Annotated in this window: 18 protein-coding genes and 1 pseudogene; 14 read left to right on the plus strand and 5 right to left on the minus strand. The window is 35.3% G+C overall.

What is annotated here, in order from left to right; all coding sequences use genetic code 11:
- Nucleotides 1-247 precede the first annotated feature (247 nt).
- The 3 genes and pseudogenes from spx (at nt 248) to FC77_RS03795 (ending at nt 2,420) form a co-directional block, all read left to right on the plus strand.
- The gene (spx, locus tag FC77_RS03785; RefSeq protein WP_056970191.1) at nt 248-646 is read left to right on the plus strand and encodes a transcriptional regulator Spx; all 399 of its coding nucleotides are present in this window, start codon (nt 248-250) and stop codon (nt 644-646) included.
- 98 nt (nt 647-744) lie between these two features.
- Nucleotides 745-1,476: an adaptor protein MecA gene (locus tag FC77_RS03790; RefSeq protein ID WP_056970192.1), complete on the plus strand. Its 732-nt coding sequence runs from the start codon at nt 745-747 to the stop codon at nt 1,474-1,476.
- A 75-nt stretch (nt 1,477-1,551) separates the two neighbouring features.
- Nucleotides 1,552-2,420, plus strand: a pseudogene (locus FC77_RS03795) (competence protein CoiA).
- Here FC77_RS03795 and FC77_RS03800 read toward each other — a convergent pair.
- Complete coding sequence (locus FC77_RS03800) at nt 2,395-3,015, minus strand: DsbA family protein (RefSeq protein WP_056970193.1); 621 nt, start codon at nt 3,013-3,015, stop codon at nt 2,395-2,397. The pseudogene FC77_RS03795 and the gene FC77_RS03800 sit on opposite strands and share 26 nt — an antisense overlap.
- Nucleotides 3,016-3,092: 77 nt before the next feature.
- On the minus strand, nt 3,093-3,719 hold the full coding sequence (locus FC77_RS03805) for a CYTH domain-containing protein (RefSeq protein WP_056970194.1): 627 nt from the start codon (nt 3,717-3,719) through the stop codon (nt 3,093-3,095).
- A gap of 75 nt (nt 3,720-3,794) precedes the next feature.
- Between FC77_RS03805 and yjbM the strand changes: the two genes are divergently transcribed.
- The 5 genes from yjbM to FC77_RS03830 all read left to right on the plus strand — a co-directional run bounded on the left by yjbM (nt 3,795) and on the right by FC77_RS03830 (nt 10,401).
- Complete coding sequence (gene yjbM, locus FC77_RS03810) at nt 3,795-4,427, plus strand: GTP diphosphokinase (RefSeq protein ID WP_056970195.1); 633 nt, start codon at nt 3,795-3,797, stop codon at nt 4,425-4,427.
- On the plus strand, nt 4,424-5,227 hold the full coding sequence (locus FC77_RS03815; protein ID WP_056970196.1) for an NAD kinase: 804 nt from the start codon (nt 4,424-4,426) through the stop codon (nt 5,225-5,227). The genes yjbM and FC77_RS03815 overlap by 4 nt, the downstream gene beginning before the upstream one ends.
- Nucleotides 5,214-6,107: an RluA family pseudouridine synthase gene (locus FC77_RS03820; protein ID WP_056970197.1), complete on the plus strand. Its 894-nt coding sequence runs from the start codon at nt 5,214-5,216 to the stop codon at nt 6,105-6,107. Before FC77_RS03815 ends, FC77_RS03820 begins: the two co-directional genes overlap by 14 nt.
- Nucleotides 6,108-6,220: 113 nt before the next feature.
- On the plus strand, nt 6,221-7,996 hold the full coding sequence (locus FC77_RS03825) for an oleate hydratase (protein WP_056970198.1): 1,776 nt from the start codon (nt 6,221-6,223) through the stop codon (nt 7,994-7,996).
- Between the two features lie 122 nt (nt 7,997-8,118).
- On the plus strand, nt 8,119-10,401 hold the full coding sequence (locus FC77_RS03830) for a glycoside hydrolase family 31 protein (RefSeq protein ID WP_056970199.1): 2,283 nt from the start codon (nt 8,119-8,121) through the stop codon (nt 10,399-10,401).
- A gap of 24 nt (nt 10,402-10,425) precedes the next feature.
- Here FC77_RS03830 and FC77_RS03835 read toward each other — a convergent pair whose 3' ends face one another.
- The 3 genes from FC77_RS03835 to FC77_RS03845 all read right to left on the minus strand — a co-directional run bounded on the left by FC77_RS03835 (nt 10,426) and on the right by FC77_RS03845 (nt 13,089).
- Entirely contained in the window at nt 10,426-11,118 is a 693-nt protein-coding gene (locus tag FC77_RS03835) for a TVP38/TMEM64 family protein (protein WP_056970200.1), read from the minus strand.
- An 87-nt stretch (nt 11,119-11,205) separates the two neighbouring features.
- Complete coding sequence (locus FC77_RS03840) at nt 11,206-12,033, minus strand: undecaprenyl-diphosphate phosphatase (protein ID WP_056970201.1); 828 nt, start codon at nt 12,031-12,033, stop codon at nt 11,206-11,208.
- Nucleotides 12,034-12,060: 27 nt separating this feature from the next.
- Complete coding sequence (locus FC77_RS03845; protein ID WP_056970202.1) at nt 12,061-13,089, minus strand: lactonase family protein; 1,029 nt, start codon at nt 13,087-13,089, stop codon at nt 12,061-12,063.
- Nucleotides 13,090-13,292: 203 nt separating this feature from the next.
- Here FC77_RS03845 and FC77_RS03850 point away from each other — a divergent pair, with 203 nt between their 5' ends.
- From FC77_RS03850 to FC77_RS03875, 6 genes are all read left to right on the plus strand, one after another.
- On the plus strand, nt 13,293-16,058 hold the full coding sequence (locus tag FC77_RS03850; RefSeq protein WP_056970203.1) for a cation-translocating P-type ATPase: 2,766 nt from the start codon (nt 13,293-13,295) through the stop codon (nt 16,056-16,058).
- Nucleotides 16,059-16,132: 74 nt separating this feature from the next.
- On the plus strand, nt 16,133-16,513 hold the full coding sequence (locus tag FC77_RS03855; protein WP_056970204.1) for a PTS glucitol/sorbitol transporter subunit IIA: 381 nt from the start codon (nt 16,133-16,135) through the stop codon (nt 16,511-16,513).
- A gap of 13 nt (nt 16,514-16,526) precedes the next feature.
- Nucleotides 16,527-17,738, plus strand: coding sequence for an AI-2E family transporter (locus tag FC77_RS03860; protein WP_056970205.1), 1,212 nt, complete (start codon nt 16,527-16,529; stop codon nt 17,736-17,738).
- 54 nt (nt 17,739-17,792) lie between these two features.
- Entirely contained in the window at nt 17,793-18,353 is a 561-nt protein-coding gene (locus tag FC77_RS03865; RefSeq protein WP_056970206.1) for a tRNA (cytidine(34)-2'-O)-methyltransferase, read from the plus strand.
- Nucleotides 18,353-18,745, plus strand: coding sequence for a DUF1149 family protein (locus tag FC77_RS03870; protein WP_054681710.1), 393 nt, complete (start codon nt 18,353-18,355; stop codon nt 18,743-18,745). The genes FC77_RS03865 and FC77_RS03870 overlap by 1 nt, the downstream gene beginning before the upstream one ends.
- 19 nt (nt 18,746-18,764) lie before the next feature.
- Nucleotides 18,765-21,230: a DNA translocase FtsK gene (locus FC77_RS03875; protein WP_056970207.1), complete on the plus strand. Its 2,466-nt coding sequence runs from the start codon at nt 18,765-18,767 to the stop codon at nt 21,228-21,230.
- The last annotated feature ends 22 nt before the right edge of the window (nt 21,231-21,252 follow it).

Genomic DNA, 21,252 nt, shown 5'->3' on the forward strand with positions numbered 1-21,252 from the left:
ATCAAGCCTCTATTAATCCTGTATTTTAAACTGTCTAATTTTTAGGTCTCAGTTCATTAACCACTGTTAATGTGCATTTTTATTTTCTTTAGAATTTCTTGGTGAAAACTTCATAAATTATTCATGTTTTACCTTTATTATTAAAACAATCAATTAAATATGAAATACTACTTACAAAAAGAAAGTAATGTGTTACAATATAAATTGCACAACAGAAAAGTAGTATTGTCTAAGGAGCGTGAAATATATGGTAGAATTATATGTATCCCCAAGTTGTACCTCATGCCGTAAGGCTAAAGCATGGTTAAAGAAGCATAATATTCCATTTAAAGAAAGAAATATTTTTTCAGAACCTCTAACTAAAGAGGAACTTATCCAAATATTACGGATGACTGAAAATGGTACTGAGGAGATTATTTCTACACGCTCAAGAGCTTTTCAACAATTGAAAGTTAATTTAGATGACTTATCAATTGATCAGTTACTTGATTTGGTAGAAAAGAATCCAAGCTTATTAAGAAGACCAATTATTATGGATGACCGTAGGCTTCAGGTAGGATATAACGAAGATGAAATTCGTCGCTTCTTACCTCGTAAAGTTCGTCGTTTAGAACTTGAAGAAGCACAGAAGATCGCTGATTTATAATTTCTAATAAAGGCGTTAGTTTTAAAGCTAGCGCTTTTATTTTATCTTCAAAGTAAGCTACAATATATAGAAGGTCTTATTAATGGGGGTGAAAACTCGTGCAAGTTAATCATATTGATGAGAATACTATTCGTGTCAGAATAAATAAGGAAGAATTGGCCCAACGTGGTCTTAAAGTTCTGGATTTATTAGGAGATAAGAATAAGATTCAACACTTCTTTTATTCGATTTTAGATGAAGTTGATACTGATCATACATTTACAAAAAACGCACCGGTCACTTTTCAAGTTATGCCTAATAATGGCGGCCTTGATTTATTAATTACTAAAGTGACAGCTAATAATAAACGCAACAATCTTTCACAGTTGATGAATCCAAGTAAGCAAAAGTCAGAAAAAGATGATCCAAGGAGAAGTTTCTTCGACCTTAATCCTGCTGATGACGTCAACGCGGAAATGGATCCTGAGGATACAAAAACGAATTCGTTTGCTTCAAAGCAGTCAGAAAAATCTTTTTGGAAATTTCAAAAGGGACAATCATATTACTTTGATGACCTCGATGCTTTAACTGAACTTGCTGATAATTTACGAGTTAGTGACCTTGCCTCGAGCTTATATTATGAGCGTGGTAAATATTTCTTGGAATTAGCTTTTATGAATGATGATTTTGCTGAAATGAAACCAGCCGATGCTTGGGCAATTGCTAATGAATACGGTATTAAGATTGATCAAAGTGCAATGAATCAGGTCAAGCAAACCGGTAAATGTTTGCTTGCAAATAATGCATTGGGGCATTTACGTTATTACTTTAGCAATGCTAAACGTAAATAATTAAATAGTTTGATAAAAAGAAAAAGACGAGTAAATCTCGTCTTTTTTTGCGTACTTAATAACGGGTGAATTATTTTGTACGCAGCTATGTTAAATAAAAAATTAGTATTAGCAGTTAATGAAGCATACTTGGTTAGAAATAATAAAAAGCAATTAAATGGCCAACACTATTATTGCCCACATTGTAAAAAGAGGGTGATCCTAATTGTTTCTCAACAAAAATCAGCCTTTTTTAAACATTTGAATCATTACGGAAATTTTATGGGTGAGAAGGAAGAACATCATTCTTCTAAGATGGCTTTGAAAGCAGCTTTGACTGCAGCGGGTTTTAATGCGCAAGTAGAGGTTCCTTTAGCTGCTGGGCAAATACGAGCAGACATTTTAGCATCATCAAATTTAGCATTTGAAATTCAATGTGCACCCTTAAGTAAGGCTGAATATAATCACCGGCATGCTTTATATAAAAAAGAAAATGTTAAAGATATTTGGATAGTAGGAAAACGCCATTTTTTACGACAAAAAATAAAAAAAAAACACAATTGATTTTCTTTCGTAGAAATCAACTGTGGCGTGAGTATTATTTAGAAATTGATCCAATTAAACAAATTTTGCGTTTAAAATATAATATTTTATTAGAGCCGTTAACTAATAAAGTTCATTATCAGCAAATAAATTTTTCATTAGATGAAGTTGGTATCCAAAATTTCTGGAAATTCAAACCAATTCTTCACCACTATCATATTAACCCAGTTAAACAGAAGCAGTATTTACAATTACAAATTAGGCAGAAAAGTATCAAAGGAATCAGAATTGCTAAGTTACTCTATGAACAGAAGATGACAATCGATAATCTGTCATCTTCTGTGTTTAAGCATTTTCGTGAAATTGGCAGTTTAGATACCGCAACCGATTATTTACTTAAATTAAGCGCAAATGATTCTTAGGTTTAAAAAAGTTACCTAAAGCATGGTTATCTTGTTTAGGTGCAAATAATTTAATTAAACCGTGACGAGTAGCTGTTCCTTCAAATAGAACGCCACTGTAATTATCATTTTCATTAAAAACAACGGTAGTTGGAATACTTTTGATCTTGGATTTTTTAGCTAATTTTTTATCTTGATCAATTGAATCGATAACATAATTACTATTTTTAATTTGTTCGATATTTTTAACATTTAGATTTAGTTCTTTTGCTACTTTTCTTGGTAAGTCGGAAGAGTAAACGTTAAAATTCTTATTTATTTTCCTCTGTAAGTTAAAAACATAGGAGCGGGCTTTTTTATTTCCATAAGCAAGTTTGATTGCATGATAATCCTTCAATGCATTATAAGCAGCCATCGTATAATTGTTGATATCAATAATTTTTTGCCCGTCTTTTTTCCGTCGTAAAATATCTTTTTTAATTACGTTGATGGTAACGATCGGAATGAAATGGTAACAGGCATCAATATCTAGCTCAGTAATTGTGCTTCTAATTAATTTTTCTGTATCATAGCAATAAATGCCAACTGGATTAATAAAAAAGAAAATTTCAAACATAATCAAAAACTCCTATGTTGTTTAACGGATCAAATTTTACTTTAGCAAACAACAAATTTAGAAACAAAGAATATGCTTCAATTTTTACTGCGGTGATTATACGCACGGGCAATTTTGTTTTGGTTAGTGTTGTTTGCTGTCTGCTTAAAACCGTACTTTTTCTCAAGTTGAATTAAAATCTTTTTGATTAAAGTAGGATTAGTATTTTCAATTTCAAATTCGTAATCTTCAAATCCATCAGGATATGAAGTGGCATCAAAAGTTAACTCACAATTTTCTGGCCCGTTTGCAAGGATACGATGAGTCTTGCTCCAAGTTTGTAAACGTAGCTTCTTTTGTTTATCAGCAAAATGTTTCGATAAATATTGTCCAATGTTTCCTTGAAAGATAAAGTAATCGTTTGTTTGGGCTTTTTTTATTAATGAATTTGCTTCTTCAAGTTTTAATTTATCATTGATCTCTATGACTTCATGAAACTTTTTTTGGACGGGCCGCGGATCGGGAACTTTTAATGTTTGCTCGGCGTGGTCGGAAAAGATACGGATACGACAGCCAATATTGTGCTTCTTTAATAAGTTATCGTCTGTATCAAAGTAATAGTTAGCTTGCTGAAAATCCTCTTTAATTGGAAATGCTTTACTTATCTTTTGGTAAACATTTTTGGCTAAAATAGTTTTAGCTTCAATTTCACGATCTTTTGACATTTTGTATTACTCCATTCCTTATTTTTATTATATGTTAAACTTAGAATGATTGTTTAGAAAAGGGATTTTTTTCGTATGAACATAGATTGGGATAATTTTTTATGGCCTTACAATGAGACCGTACGTGAATTAAAAGTAAAGTTTCGTTCCCTTAGACAAAGCTTTTTAACTAAGGGTGAGCATTCACCAATTGAATTTGTAGTTGGACGCGTTAAAACAGTGGATTCAATTAAAGAAAAGATGACACGGCGGGTAATTAGTCCTGAGGTTATCGAGACTGATATGCAGGATATTGCCGGCGTACGGATTGTTTGTCAATTTGTGGATGATATCTACAAGGTTGTCGACCTTATCCATGCTCGCGAAGATATGGAAGTTGTGGAAGAACGTGATTATGTTAAGAATGCGAAACCATCGGGTTACCGTTCTTACCATATGGTTATTTCCTATACAGTTTATTTGCCAGAAGGTCCTAAAAAACTTTTAGCTGAGATTCAGATTAGAACTTTGGCTATGAATTTCTGGGCAACAGTTGAGCATACCCTGAATTATAAATATAAGGGCTCGTATCCTGAAGATATTTCTAAAAGACTAAAATCGACGGCGGAAGCTGCATATAAACTTGATGAAGAAATGTCTTTGATTAAGGATGAAGTTCAGGAAGCACAGAAAATTTTTACCAAAAATAAGGGCAAGGAAAAATCATGAGAATAACAATTGCTCATAATAACAATGAGGAGACACTAAAAGTTGTCGCTCACTTAAAGAAGCTTTTGCAAAAGAAAAATGTTGTCTTTGATGCAAAATATCCTGACGTAGTGATTACTGTAGGCGGTGATGGCACTTTGATTAATGCCTTTCACCGCTACATTAATCAGGTAAGCTCCATTCGTTTTATTGGTGTACACACCGGGCATTTAGGCTTTTACACAGATTGGCGCAGCTATGATGTGGATAAAATGGTTGATGCTTTATTTTTGCGTGAGCCGGAATCAGCTAAGTACCCATTGCTTGAGGCAAATCTTATTACTGAGTCTGGGGATAAAAAAAGGTATTTGGCTTTGAATGAATCAGCTGTTAAGCGGGTTTCGCACACACTTGAAGCTGACGTTTATATTAATGACCAATTGTTTGAGAACTTTCGGGGTGACGGTTTATGTGTATCAACACCGACTGGATCTACTGCCTATAATAAGTCACTAGGTGGGGCAGTAATTCATCCCCGTTTGAAGGCTCTACAGATGACCGAAATTGCTTCGATTAATAACCGGGTATTTAGGTCTTTGTCTTCACCAATTGTGATAGCACCAGATCAATGGATTACGATTGTACCTAACGTCGATCATTTTGTGATGACAATTGATGGCAGCAGGTTAGATGTGCGTAATGCTAAAAAAATTATTTACCGTATTTCTAATAAAGTAATTAACTTTGATCGTTTTGGCCACCATCATTTTTGGTCTCGGGTTCAGAATGCATTTATCGGTGATAAAGATGACCCTGTTTAAATTACATGTTGCTGAAAAAGGTCCCAAGAAATTGGGCTCTTTTTTGTTAAAGAATAGTTTTTCGAAACGGGCAATCAATAATGCTAAGAATCATAACGGTATGATTTTAGTGAATCATAAGAGACGGTACACAAGTTACCATTTACAAGTTGGGGATGAGGTGCTCTTTCTTACGGGTGAAGAAAAGAACAATCCGTGGTTAAGACCCTCGAACGCACCGATAAATATTATTCAAGAAAAGAAAAACTATCTGATTGTTAATAAACCTGCCGGTGTTTTATCCATCCCTTCGCGATATGAAGATGATGATGCCCTAGTTAACCGGTTGATGGGTTATTTTAAGCGGGAGAAAGAAATAGATTTAAAACCGCACGTGATAACTCGGTTAGATAGAAATACGTCTGGCTTGGTTTTAATTGGTAAAAATGCGGTAGCACACGCCCGTTTTAGTAAACTTGGTAAAGATGATTTTGTTAAAAAGTATCATGCCATTGTCCATGGGAATTTTAGCGATCACAATTTAACTGGAGTAATTGAACTTCCAATTGGCAAAAAAGGTAGGGGAGTTAAACGCAGTGTTTTAATGAGTGGTAAAAAAGCTAAGACTACTTATAAGGTTCTGAAGCAGAAAAAGGGAGCAAGCTTAGTGGAATTACGCTTATATACTGGTAGAACTCACCAAATTAGGGTACACATGCAGTATATTGGCCATCCGCTTTTTGGCGATAAATTATACGGTATAGGAGATAAGTTCCCACACCAAGCCTTAAATTGCTTTTATTTAGATTTCCCAGATCCTTTTGCGGAAGGCAGAAATGTAAGGGTTAAAATCTTTGACCCCGAAGACATGCAGTTATTATGGAATAATCTTGAGAGTTAAGGTTATTCCATTTTACTTTCTGTTAAAATAAAGGTATTGAATTTTGAAAACGCTTTTACTAAAATTAAGAGTATAGAAATAAAGCTATACTTATATAGGAAGAGGAAACTTGAATGTATTATTCAAATGGTAACTATGAGGCTTTTGCTGATGCGAAGAAGCCAGAGGGCGTAGATAAAAAATCTGCTTATATTATTGGTAGTGGGTTAGCTGGTTTAGCAGCGGCTGTTTTCTTAGTTAGGGATGCTAAGATGGCCGGAGATAAAATCCATATTTTAGAAGAATTAGATGTTGCTGGTGGATCGCTAGACGGCACGAAACGACCACATGCGGGCTTTGTTGTTCGTGGTGGACGTGAAATGGAGAATCACTTTGAATGTTTATGGGACATGTACCGTTCAATTCCTTCGCTTAGAATTCCAGGAGCTTCATATTTAGATGAGTATTATTGGCTTGATAAAGAAGACCCAAACTCATCAAATTGTCGCTTGATTCACCAACGAGGCAATGAAGTTGCAAGTGATGGCCTCTATCAATTAGGACCGGCTGCTAAAGAAATTATTAAGTTGATTATGACTCCAGAAGAAGAAATTCAAGGAAAGACGATTGAAGAATACTTTTCACCAGAATTTTTTAAGACAAATTTCTGGACCTATTGGTCAACTATGTTTGCTTTTGAAAAGTGGCATTCATTGGCTGAGATGCGCCGTTACTGCATGCGCTTTATCCACCATATTGATGGTTTGCCTGACTTTTCTGCTTTGAAATTTAATAAATATGATCAATATGACTCGATGGTTAAGCCTGTACTTAAGTATTTAAAGGATCACGGCGTTAAATTTGAAAAAAATACCCATGTTGAAAATATTATTGTTGATCATGAGGGTAAAAAGAAAATTGCCCAAAAGATCATCATTGAACACAAGGGTAAACAAAAAGAAATTCCTTTAACTCGAGATGATATTGTCTTCGTAACGAATGGTTCAATTACAGAAAGTTCAACTTATGGTAATCAAAATACTCCAGCTCCAATTACCCATGCTAAGGGGAGCTCTTGGAAACTATGGGAAAACTTGGCAAAGCAAGATTCTGAATTTGGTAATCCGGATGTCTTCTGTGAAAACATCCCAGATCGCAGTTGGTTTGTTTCTGCTACGACAACGCTGAAAAATAAGAAGCTTGCTCCGTACTTTGAACGCCTAACCAAGCGCAGCCTTTATGATGGTAAGGTTAATACTGGTGGTATCATAACAATTACCGATTCTAACTGGATGTTAAGCTTCACCATTCACAGGCAACCGCATTTTCCAAGTCAGAATCCTGATGAGATCGTTGTTTGGATTTATGCACTTTACTCAGATACTGAGGGTAATTACATAAAAAAGAGAATTGTTGATTGTACTGGTCAAGAGATTGCTGAAGAATTGTTATATCACCTAGGTGTTCCTGAAAGTGAAATTGTAGAAATGTCCTCTGAAGAGAATATGAACACAGTTCCTGTTTATATGCCGTATATCACGAGTTACTTCATGCCCCGTCATGACGGTGACCGTCCTGCAGTTGTACCAAAGGGTTCAGTTAATTTAGCCTTTATCGGTAATTTTGCTGAAAGTCCAACAAGGGATACTGTCTTTACGACTGAGTATTCCGTTAGAACCGCGATGGAATCAGTTTATACTTTGCTTAACGTTGATCGGGGTGTTCCAGAAGTTTGGGATTCAATTTATGATATCCGTCAGCTTCTCCGTGCAATGTATTACATGTCCGACAAGAGAAAGTTGGCTGATCAGGATATGAAACTGCCTGAAAAATTAGCAGTAAAAACTGGGCTCAGGAGAATCAAGAAAACTTGGGTTGCAGAACTGCTTAAGGAAGCTAATTTGATATAAAATTGTATAGAAATTAAATAATCATAAGACTCAAGTCAAAGAAGGCTTGAGTCTTTTATTCTAGAAATTTTTTTCTGTTTGCTTTAATATGAAAAACATTAACCACTTGCAAAGGAGAAAATATGGAGTTTAAACAGGAAAAACAAACCTTTTGGGTTTCAAATAATAATAGAAAAATCAAAATATCTGTACTCACACCAGAGATAATTCGTATTTTTGAAGATCATGGTGAAACGGGTAATTCTTACGCTATTGAAGGTAATAAAGAAATTAAAACAAAGGTTGAAGTTGAACAAAGCAAAAAGCAAATAATCATTAGAACAGCAGCATTGCATTTAAAAGTAGATGAAGATTTACATATTGATGTTTTTAATGAAAAAGATCAACCGCTCATTCAAGATTATTTAGGTAAGAGGATCCCTTTAGACCGGGAAATAAATTCTGAACAGAAAAAATTGGCTGAAGAGGAGGGTCATCAAATTGCCAGCGATCAAAAGGGAAGTCAAATTTTAGTAATCAAAAAATTAGCACAAGATGAACAATTTTATGGGTTAGGTGATAAGACTGGATTTCTTAATAAGCGGGGTTACGAATACGATAACTGGAATACGGATAACCCTGAGCCGCATGTAGAAAGTTTTACTAAGCTTTATAAATCGATCCCGTTTTTGATTGGAATGAAAAATGGCCTTCCTTACGGGCTATTTTTTGATAATTCGTATAAAAGCCACTTTGATTTAGGTAAAGAAAATTCTAATTATTATTTCTATTCAGCAGTTCAAGGCAACCTTGATTACTATGTAATTGGAGGAAAAGATTTGAAAGAAGTTGTATCTAATTATACTTATTTGACCGGACGCGTTCCTTTACCGCAGAAATGGACATTAGGCTACCAACAATCGCGTTGGAGTTATAGTGTTAGCCAAAAGGAAGTTCAGCAGATTGCCGATAAACTTAGAGAAAATGATTTGCCATGTGACGTTATCCACTTAGATATCGATTATATGGATGGCTACCGCGTTTTTACTTGGAGAAAGGATAATTATCAGGATCCTAAGAAATTTGTGCAGAAGATGCGTAAAGAAGGTTTTAGGATAATGCCAATTATTGATCCTGGTGTAAAGTTAGATAAAAATTATCCCATTTATCAGGAAGGTATTAAAAAGGGTTACTTTGTTAAAAATCCGGATGGTAGCGTATATGTAAATAAAGTTTGGCCTGGTGATGCAGTTTACCCTGACTTTGGTAGAAAAGAAGTCCGTGACTGGTGGGCTAAAAATGTTAAATATTTAGTTGATATTGGCACTTGCGGTGTTTGGAATGATATGAATGAACCTGCTTCTTTTAACGGTGCGCTTCCAGATGATATTGCCTTTTCTGATGGTAAGCAACGGTCTACCCATGCCAAAATGCACAATGTTTATGGACATAATATGGATAAAGCCACTTATGAAGGTTTAAAGAAATATTCAGGTAAACGACCATACGTTATTACCAGGGCTGCGTATGCTGGCACACAAAAGTATTCGACCGTTTGGACCGGTGACAATCAAAGTTTATGGGGTCACTTACAAATGTTGATACCACAAATGTGTAACTTAGGGATGAGTGGTTTTGCTTTTGCTGGTACGGATATTGGTGGTTTTGGCGCTGATACTACGTCTGAATTGTTAATCCGTTGGCTTGAAGCAGCAATCTTTAGTCCTTTATTACGCAACCATGCTTCTGTGGGTACCAGAGCTCAGGAACCTTGGTCATTTGGGCAACCAACACTAGAAATTTACCGAAAATATTTGAAGTTACGGTATCATTTGATTTCTTACCTTTATGATAATTTCTATCAAGAAACTAAAACTGGTCTGCCAATTATGCGACCACTGGTTTTAAACTTTCCTAAAGATAGAAAGGTGCGTACACTCAATGATGAGTTTATGGTTGGTGATGACTTGCTTGTTGCACCTGTTGTAACTGAAGGACAAACTGAACGTGTAGTTTACCTGCCTAAAGGAGATTGGCTTGATTTTTGGACTGGCAGCGAGTATGCAGGTGATACTTCCATACTTGTTAAAGCTGGTCTTGATAAGTTACCGCTTTTTATTAAAAAGAATACAATTTTACCTTGGGATGAAAGCAATAACCACATTGATCCTAAAAAACATGATGTTATAACCTTTAGGTTATTTGGAGATTATGGTAACTATATTCATTATCAAGATGATGGTGAAGATTTTGCTTATCAGAATGGTCAGTTTAATTTATATAAGATAACAATTGGTCAAAAAAATACAGTTGAATTAACTAATTTTGGTTATAGTTGTCCTTATAAGAAAGTTGTTTTGCTCTCAGAAAATGGACGACAAGAATTTATCTTTGATCAAAAGAATAAAACATATAAATTGGTATAAAGAAAAAGGAGTTTAATTTTGAAATTAAACTCCTTTTTTATGCTTTTTGACACGGCGCATAACTAGTAAAAAAGTTAGCGAAATAATAGCAATAAGTAAGATGCCGACACACGCTTTAATTAATTTGTCTTTATCTAAGTGTAAAATTGAATCTCCACCGTAAGCATATAAGTATGCAAGGGGGATCGAACCAATTGCAACGGGTATTAAACGTTTCTTTTTTCTTTTATTAATTAGAAGGTTAGCGTAACTAACCGTTGCACTTGGAATAAACGGCAAACTGTAACCTACAGTTAAACCTGCTTGGGGATAATCTTGACCCATTAACAAGTTATAAATCTTACTGTGCTGCAGTTTCTTGGGATTATATATCTTGGTTAACAAAGTCATAACTAAGATTTGTCCTAAAACGTCACTTACCCAATTCACAGCCATACCAATTTCTGGCCCGAAAAGGGCACCATTCAAAACGCAAAAAATGCCGTTGGAAAGAAATGGAATGGCTACACAAATAATGTTTAATAAAAACAAAAAAACTAAGTCTTGAGTTCCATGCTTCCTGACCATTCTGAGTAAAAGTCTTTCATTATGGTGGTCGAAGTGGATTAACAATCTGATCTCAGGCAAATAATTTAGATATAATTTGTAGAGAACTAGAAGGCCAATAATTATACATACTGTAGAAAAAAGTATTTTTAGTAAGCTGTTATTTTTCATCCTTGGCCTCCTTTTCTATTCCTTTTACATTTTACCGTAAGAAAAAAGCTATGACTATAGGCCATAACTTTAACTTGAATTAATTTATTATGCAAATATTGAACCAATAATGATAACTAGAATACCGAGAATGATTCTGTACCAGCCAAAGGCTTTAAAGTCATGGCTTCTAACGTATCTAAGTAAGAATTTGATTGAAATATAAGCAACTAAGAAGGAAACGATCATTCCAACAAGTAGGACTGCTAACTGGTTACCAACAAATGCATTACCACTCATGAAATACTTTCCTAACTTTAAAACTGAGGCTCCAAGCATAGTAGGAATAGCTAAAAAGAAGGAAAATTCAGTTGAAACAAACCGAGATGTTCCTAAGAGCATTGCCCCCATAATGGTAGCTCCTGACCGTGAAGTACCGGGTATTAGTGAAAGAACCTGGAAACAACCGATGAAGAAGGCCATCCTGTAACTTAACTTATTAAGCTTAGTTAAACTGGGCGTTCTTTTTTTGTAGTAGTTCTCTAAGATAATAAAAAGAATACCGTAAATAATTAATGTTGCGGCAATAACTTGCCAAGTAGTCATATTTTTGTCTAACCAATCGTTTAGGGGTAAGCCAATGATGACTGAAGGCAAAACTGCAATGATAACTTTAAGCCAAAGTTGCCAAGTTGCCTCTTTTTCTTGGTGGCTTTTTGAAGGTGCAAAGGGATTTAATTTATTAAAGTAAATTAAAATCACACTGAGGATAGCCCCAAGCTGAATAACAACCATAAACATGTTAATAAAGCTTTTGGGTTGATTTAGCTTGATGAAATAATCAGCCAAATAAAGGTGGCCAGTTGAAGAAATGGGAAGAAACTCAGTAATTCCCTCGATTATTCCAAGAATAATCGCTTTAAAAATATCTAACATAAAAATATATCTCCTTAATTAGGTTTTTTATTTAGTAAAAATAACTCGAGTTCCTTCTGGGACCGCAATATTTTTTTGGATTGGGGTTAAGCTACCGTCTTCAGCGTTACGTAAATATAAGGTAGCATTATTAGAAGTTTGATTAGCTGCGACTACGTATTTTTCATCCGGATCCCAATTGAAATCACGTGGGAATTTACCGAAAGCGGAAACACGCTGAACATGTTTCAAAGTATGATCTTTATTGATTTCAAAAACGGTTAAAGAATCGTTACCGCGGTTAGAAACATAAATAAATTTGTCATCACCACTAATTCTAATGGCGGCTGCACCATTATGTCCGGTGAAGCTATTTGGAATGGTTGAATAAGTAGCGATGCTTTCAAACGACCATCTTTCTTCATCAAATTTAACAACATTAATTTTACTTGATAATTCACCTACAACGTAGAAATAATTACCATCTTTGGAAAATACAATGTGTCTTGTGCCAAAACCACTTTCGTTTTTATAACTAGCTAAGTGTTCTAATTTATCATTACTTAAATGATAAAAATCAACGCTATCATTGCCCAAATCACAGCTAACCAGGTTGCCTGCTGGAGTTTCATCGAAGAAATGTGGGTGTGGACCATCCATTTGTTCGGGACGAGAGCCTAAATTCTCAGCGATATGTTTGACTGTATCAAGTAAAGTTAATTTACCATCGCTTGAATAACGAAAGACTGACAAAACTGCTGTGTGATAATTTGCTGTGTAAAGCAGCTTCTTTTTACGATCAATGCCAACATAGGCTGGGGATGCGCCTGGGGTTAAGTATTTATCAACTTCATGATATTTCTGGTCAGTCAATTTAAAACTTTTAATTCCGCCTTTGTTACCGGCATTATTAATGGCAAAGAGTAGATCACCATCTTTTTGAAAGTATGTTGGGCCAGCGACGTTAATAATGAGTTTTGCTTTGCCTAAACGAGCATTCTCACCGTTGCCTTTTAGTCCTAATTCATAAATTCCCTTTGAGGCATTTTTTGTATAACCACCTATTAATACCTTCATGAAATAAGCCTCCGTTTTCATTTTAATAATTGCAATTAGCATAAATTAGTATATCGTAATTGCAATTAGCATAAATTAGTATACCATTGTCTGGAACACTAAAAATAAAATAGGTAAGGATACCATTTTATTTTTAAAAGTGTTAAAGTAGGTTGTCGAGTATTTTATAGACAAAATTTAAGGATTAAGAAGGTAAAAGTGGAATGGATGAAAAGAAAATTCGTGAGCTTTATGCCGGAGACGACATTACAAAAGTTTTTACTAATTTACATTCTTCAGCCAATGGCCTAAGTTCAGAGGAAGCGGCTAAGAGATTAAAGAAATATGGGCCTAATGCTATTAAAAAGTCTGAAGAAAAATCGCAATGGAAGACATTCTTTAAGAATTTTATTAGCACGATGGCAATCCTACTTTGGATTTCCGGAGCTATAGCCATGATGAGTGGGACACTTGAATTAGGTATTGCCATTTGGATGGTAAACATTATTAATGGTTTATTTAGCTTCTGGCAAGAGCGTGCGGCCAAGCGTGCAACTGATGCATTAAACAACATGTTGCCAACCTACGTTTTAGTTATCCGCGACGGTAAGAAGATGCAGGTCGATTCCAAAGATTTGGTACCTGGCGATGTATTTCTTTTACAAGCCGGAAACTCAATCCCAGCAGATTCTCGTTTAATTAGTGCAAGTTCAATGCAAGTTGATCAAAGTGCATTAACTGGTGAATCTGTTCCAGAATCAAAAACTACTAAGTATGATCCTGGAGAAGGCAGTTATGCTGAAAGTAACCTGATTTATTCAGGAACTACTGTTGGGGCAGGTACCGGTCGTGCAATTGCGTTTGCCACTGGTATGAAAACTGAATTTGGTCGGATTGCTAATTTAACCCAAAAGCAAGGAAAGACCGAGAGTCCTTTGACTAGAGAATTGGATCGGTTGACCAAGCAGCTTTCAATTATTGCTGTTTCAACCGGTGTTGTTTTCTTAGTTTGTGCTATTTTCTTTGTTAAATATCCATTTGCTAAAGCCTTTATTTTGGCTTTAGGAATGATTGTCGCCTTTATTCCTGAAGGCCTTCTTCCTACAGTTACTTTGAGTCTGGCTATAGGTGTACGACGAATGGCTAAAAAGCATGCGTTGGTTAAGGAACTGAACTCCGTTGAAACTTTAGGTGAAACCACTGTTATCTGTTCTGATAAGACCGGTACTCTAACCCAAAACCAAATGACTATTCATTATATTTGGACACCGAAGCATGAATACCACGTAACTGGTAACGGTTATGTTAATAATGGTCAAATTGAACTTAACAATAAGCAATTATGGTATGAAGAAAATCCAGATTTACATAAGTTAGTGCAAATTTCAGCTTTGAATAATGATACTACCGTACAACCAAGTAAGGTTAAGGGCGGTAAACCTAAGATTTTGGGTACGCCAACCGAAGCATCGTTGATTATCATGGCTGAAAAGGCTGGTTTTGAAAAACAAAAAGTTTTAGTCAAATACCCAAGATTACGTGAATTACCATTTGATTCAGATCGTAAACGGATGACTACTATTCACCGTTGGAATGATACCCAATATATTATTCTTACTAAAGGTGCATTTAGTGATACCATCAAACAATGTGATCAAATTCAAGTTGATGGTAAAATTCGTAAAATGACCAAAGAAGACAGTGATCGTGCTAAGCAGGTTAATGCAGATTACGCCGCAAAGGGTCTTCGCAGCATAGCAATGGCCTATAAAGTTGTTGAGCGCAAAGATACGGATGTAAGTAAGCTGACAATTGATCAGGCTGAAAGTCATTTAATCTTTGTTGGTTTAACTACAATGAGTGACCCACCACGTCCAGAAATTTATAATGCTGTTCGTCGCTGTCACGAAGCCAAAATTAAGATTATTATGGTTACTGGTGACTCCAAGCTTACGGCTAAGTCAGTTGCCGTCCAGATTGGTTTAACTTCTAAGAAAGCTCGGGTTATTTCTGGTAATGAACTCAACAATATGAGTGATGCAGAACTTCGCCAAGCATTGAAGGGTGAAGTTATCTTTGCCAGAGTTGTTCCTGAGCAAAAGTACAAAGTAGTTAAGACCTTACAAGAAAATGGTGAAGTTGTTGCTTCAACAGGTGATGGTGTTAATGATGCTCCTGCATTGAAGAGAGCGGATATCGGAATTGCCATGGGTATGACCGGTACCGATGTTGCGAAGGATGCAGCCAATATCGTTTTAACTGATGATAACTTTGCTTCAATTGTAGCTGCGATTGAAGAAGGTCGTGCTGTTTACAGTAACATCCGTAAATTCTTAACTTACATTTTGACTTCTAATGTTGCAGAAGCATTTCCATCAATCTTGTTCCTATTCTCAAGTGGTTTAATTCCATTGCCATTGACGGTTATGCAAATTTTAACGGTTGATTTAGGAACTGATATGTTACCAGCATTAGGATTAGGGGCAGAAGCTGCTGATCCTGATGTTATGAAACAGGCTCCGAGAAAGCGAAGTGAGCACTTGCTAACCAAGAGTATTATCAGTAAAGCCTTCTTATGGTACGGTCTGTTATCAAGCATCATTTCAATTGGTGCTTACTTCTTTGTTAACTATCAAAATGGTTGGCCATCAGTTCCATTAGCTGCTAGTGGTCGAGTTTATATGAGAGCCACTACTATGGTATTAGGTGCGATTGGATTTGCTCAGGTGGCTAATGTCATAAACTGTAGAACAAATAAAGTTTCTGTCTTCAAAAAAGGATTATTCAGTAATAAAAATATTTGGTACGGAATTATCTTTCAAATCTTATTGTTCTTAGTTTTGACTGTAACGCCTGGTTTACAAGAGCTCTTTAATACAACTAATCTAATGGCATCGGATTGGATCTTCTTATTCTGCTTACCAATTCCATTAGTTCTTCTAGATGAAGCTAGAAAATGGCTTTTCTACCACAAAGCATATAAAAAGTAATAAAGAAAACCGCTTATAATATTAGTTAAGCGGTTTTTGTTATGCTAAAATTAGACTCTAAGGAGCTAATAAAAATGAAGTGGATCTCAACTATCAAAGGAATTGGTAAAAAAGCTGTTGATACCAAAGATGGTATGGTTATTTTGTTTGGCGTGGGAGCGGATAAAGATTTAGCTGATGTGTCAGTTATTCAAAAATTTAATACTTCTACACCTGTAAGTAGTTTTGTATTTAAAAAAGGTGATACTGTAACTATAGATGGACAAACCTATGTCGCTAATTATGTTGGCCCCATGGTTGCAAGTAATATGAAAGCATTGGGTCATGCTACCTTTTTCTTTAAACGTTCATTACCAAAAGCACCTTTAGCGAACGCTGTTTACTTTGACTCTGATAGTAAGCAGCCATTGCCAACTTTTAGAGTTGATGATGATATTGTTTATGAACATATTTAATTAGGATAATTTAATGGAATACAAAGAAAAACATAGAAGACATAGGCGTACTATTTTTAAAAAATGGTTTTTAAATAATCGTCTTAGTATTATTTTATTGAATATCTTATTGTTCTTCCTAGTTATTTGGGTGTTCAATAAGATTTCTTTTATTTTAAATCCCGCTTGGCTCTTCTTTAGTGCAATTTTGCCACCACTAATGCTTGCCATTATTCAATTCTATATTATGAATCCAGTTGTGGATTGGCTTGAACGTAAATTTAAAGTACCGCGGGTAATTACAATTATTGCTTTATTTTTGATTGTAGTAGTTGCATTGGTTTGGATCATTAATACGTTATTTCCAATTGTGCAAGGACAAATTGATTCTTTGGTTAAAAATTGGCCACATATTTGGAATGATGCCGTTAATGCTACGCAAAATGCATTGCGTGATCCGCATTTACATGGTGTAAAAAATAATATTAATAATATGATTGATCATGCTCAGAAGACCTTGTTTAAATCTGGACGAACTGCAGTCAGTGCTACTTTGGGTAATATTTCCTCGGCAATAAGTATTATCACGATGATATTTATGACCTTGCTTACTGCGCCATTTATACTATTTTTCATGTTAAAAGATGGACACAATTTGCGTCCTTATATTACTAGATTTGCACCACAGCGTTGGCAGAAGAGCTTTAGTCAGCTTTTGTATGATATTAATGATGCATTGGCTTCTTATATTCGTGGGCAAATTACCGTTGCCTTTTGGGTAGGCATCATGTTTGCCATTGGTTATACTATAATTGGGCAACCATATGGGATTGCCTTAGCCATATTGAGTGGTGTTTTAAATTTAATTCCGTATTTTGGTACCTTTATTTCGATTATCCCTGCCGTAGTAATTGCAATTATTGTTTCTTTTCCAATGCTAATTAAAGTCTTAATTGTTTTTGTTATTGAGCAAACAATTGAATCACGTTTAATTAGTCCATTAGTTATGGGAAATAAGATGGAAATGCACCCAGTAACCACTATTTTATTATTAATTGGTGCAAGTGCCGTTTGGGGACTTTGGGGTGTCATCTTTGGTATACCGATATATGCTATTTTGAAGATTATTATTTCTCGTGTATACAATTATTATCGGAGAGTGTCTAAAGTCTTTGATGACGAAGAAGTCGCCCCTTCAGATACAGAAAATGTAAAGCAGGGTAAAAAGATAGAAAAGAATAAGTAGAAACAAAAAAGCGTGGTTAGATAGAACTACACTTTTTTAGTGGAGGAGAGTATTATGACAAATCATGTGGTTTTATATGAGCCATTAATGCCGGCTAATACTGGTAATATTGCACGTACGTGTGCTGGCACTAATGCCGTTTTAGATTTAATTGAGCCTCTAGGTTTTCAAATTGATAATAAAAAAATGAAGCGAGCTGGTCTAGATTATTGGGATAAAGTCGATGTCCACATGCATGATGACCTAACTGCATTTTTAAAGACCTTAGGTCCAAAGGATGAGATGTATTTAATTTCTAAATTTTCATCTAGAAATTATGCAGAAGTAAATTATACTGATCCAAATAAAAATTATTATTTTGTCTTTGGTAAGGAAACCACTGGGTTGCCAGAAACATTTATGCGTGAGTATTATGATCGAAACTTAAGAATACCGATGTCGAATAATATTCGTTGTTATAATTTGGCTAATTCAGTTGCGATGGTTTTACTTGAGGCTTTACGTCAACAAGGTTTTCCTGCAATGGAGACCACACATCATTATGAGAATGATAAATTAAAAGATGATTATAATCGCCCAGAAAGATATGAACGAAATTTAGGAAAGAGTAAATAATGGATTTTAAGAAAATGACGCCCGTAATTGTTCACGCGTTTCATTACGATTTGAATGACAAGCCTAAAACGAAAGACGAGGTTAATTTTGGCCTAAGAAAAGCCCAAAAACAAAATGAAGATGGAACAACGGATGAAGGTAAAGATGGTAATTACTATGAAATTAACGTTGTTTTCGATGTTGCACCGGCCCCAGGAGATTTTTCGGTTAGCGGAACAATCAGTCAAATAGTTCAATTGAAGAATTATTATGGTGATGGCAGTGATCTTGAAAAATCAGATTATAAGCTACTAAGTCGGCCGTTAGTTGAGTACATTGAAACTTTAACTTATGAAGTTACACAAGTTACATTGGATAAACCAGTTAATTTGAACTTCAAAGCTAATTTTTAGTCTTTAGTTAGGTGAAATTATGCCTAAAAGAAGAAAGAAGAGAACATCGGGGAAAACAAGTAAAAGGAAGCAACAGAAGAATATTTACTGGGCGATTATTGGCATTATCCAGATCGTAATTGCTGTTCTAGCTTTTGTTAAAGTAGGGATATTAGGTAAACAAACTGCTAATGTAATTAGGTTATTCGTTGGTGATTCATATCTGTTAGCTAGTGCTCTATTTGCTCTTTTTGGGCTTGTCATGTTGATCTACAGTCAACCAATGCACCTAAGATTTAAACGTAGTTGTGGGTTGTTTCTAGCCATTTTTGGTCTTTTATTAATTCAAAGTAGTGTTTATTTTCAACATGAATTAGTTAATAGTGCATTTTTAAATTCTTTTTGGCATGAAATGGCCAGAGAATTTGTACGTGCTAGTGTCACTGTTTCAGTTGGTGGTGGAATAATTGGTGCAGCTGGCTATCAGCTCCTTTACCCTTTGCTTGGTCAAATCGGATTGCGTGTTTTTGCCGTATTATTAATTCCTATTGGGTTGTTGATGTTCTTTGATGTTAAATTTCGAACTATTATTGAAAAATTTCAATCTTTTAGTCAATTTTTTATCCGTAAAAATAAAGAAGCGGGTTCCAAGTTAAAAGATAAATGCGGTGATATTCGGAAAAAGCAAAAGCAGCGCAAAATTGAAAAAGAAAATTCAAAGCAACTGAAGGATTCATTGAAAAAAGAGACCTCTGTATTTCCTGATGTTAATGATTTTTCTAATGAAGATGGCGATCATTCAAATAAGGAAGTTGAGCCAGAAGTAGTTAGTTCACAGGATGAAAGTAAAGGCTCAGATAAGGCTAGTTTTTATTCTGATGATCATTCTGAACCACAGATTCAAGTTGCATCGCAAAATGATGATCAAAAGAATAAATCTGAGAATAACGCTGATTTACCTAAAGCACATTCTTTTGCTGATGAAGATCGGAAACTGGAACAAGATTTAGGCAGTGTAGATCATGGTGAATTGCAAACAGGGACTAAAACCAATACATCGTATAAGAAGCCGCCGGTGACTTTGCTTGATCCAGTTAAAAATATTGACCAGAGTGCAGATAAAGCCCTTATTAAAAAGAATACTCAGATATTGCAATCTACCTTTAAAAGTTTTGGCGTTAAGGTAATCATTAAAAAAGCAATTTTAGGGCCTACGATAACCCGTTATGAGGTTCAACCTGCTGTTGGGGTAAAAGTTAGCCGGATTGTTAATTTATCTGATGACTTGGCTTTGGCACTGGCTGCAAAAGATATTAGAATTGAAGCTCCAATTCCGGGTAAGCCATTTATTGGGATAGAAGTACCTAACCGTACGACTTCAATTGTTTCTTTTAAAGATGTAATGGAACACCAAAATTCTAAAGCTAAGAGGGATCCAATGCAGGTTCCATTAGGCAAAGATGTTACGGGACAAACAATATCTGCTAATCTAACTAAAATGCCGCATCTACTTATAGCCGGATCGACTGGTTCAGGTAAATCAGTTGCTATTAATACGATTTTAACCAGTATTTTAATGAAGGCTCGACCTGACCAAGTCAAATTAATTTTGATCGATCCAAAGATGGTTGAACTTTCAGTATATAATGGTGTACCACATTTGCTTATACCAGTGGTTACTAATGCAAAATTAGCTGCCAATGCACTCCATAAGGCTGTTAAAGAAATGGAACGGCGTTATAAGTTATTTGCAGCTAGTGGTGCACGTAATATGGCAGAGTATAATACAAAAGTTGCTGAAAATAATCATGATAAATCAAAGACTGTCATGAAACCTTTACCATATATTTTGGTGGTTGTTGACGAGCTTAGTGATTTGATGATGGTTGGCGGGCACGACGTTGAAGGAGCCATTGTCCGTTTAGGGCAAATGGCACGTGCCGCTGGCATTCATATGATTTTAGCAACTCAACGACCAAGTGTTGATGTCATTACTGGTTTAATCAAGGCCAATGTACCTTCAAGAATTTCTTTTGCAGTTTCAAGTGGGGTAGATTCAAGAACTATTTTGGATCAAACTGGTGCTGAAAAACTTCTTGGACGGGGAGATATGCTTTATATGCCCATTGATGCAGCTAAACCTGAACGGATTCAGGGAGCTTATGTATCATCTCATGAAGTTGAAAAGGTTATCTCATGGGTTAAACACCAACAAAAGCCAGAATATGATAAAGAGATGATCCCACAAAAGGGTGAAAATATTTCATCTAGTGGTAGTAATGATGAACCTGAAGATGAATTTTATCCTAAGGCTGTTGATTTAGTCCGGCGGCAGCAAACGGCAAGTGTTTCAATGCTGCAACGTCGTTTTAGGATTGGTTATAACCGTGCTGCGCGAATTGTTGATGAAATGGAAGCTAAAGGAATTGTTGGACCATCAGAAGGTTCAAAACCTAGACAAGTTTTAATTCCACCAGAAAAAAAAGATGATAATTCTAAAAAATAATTTATAGAAAAAACATAGCAGA

It is taken from the genome of Lactobacillus acetotolerans DSM 20749 = JCM 3825 (assembly GCF_001436775.1).
Classification (GTDB): Bacteria; Bacillota; Bacilli; order Lactobacillales; family Lactobacillaceae; genus Lactobacillus; species Lactobacillus acetotolerans.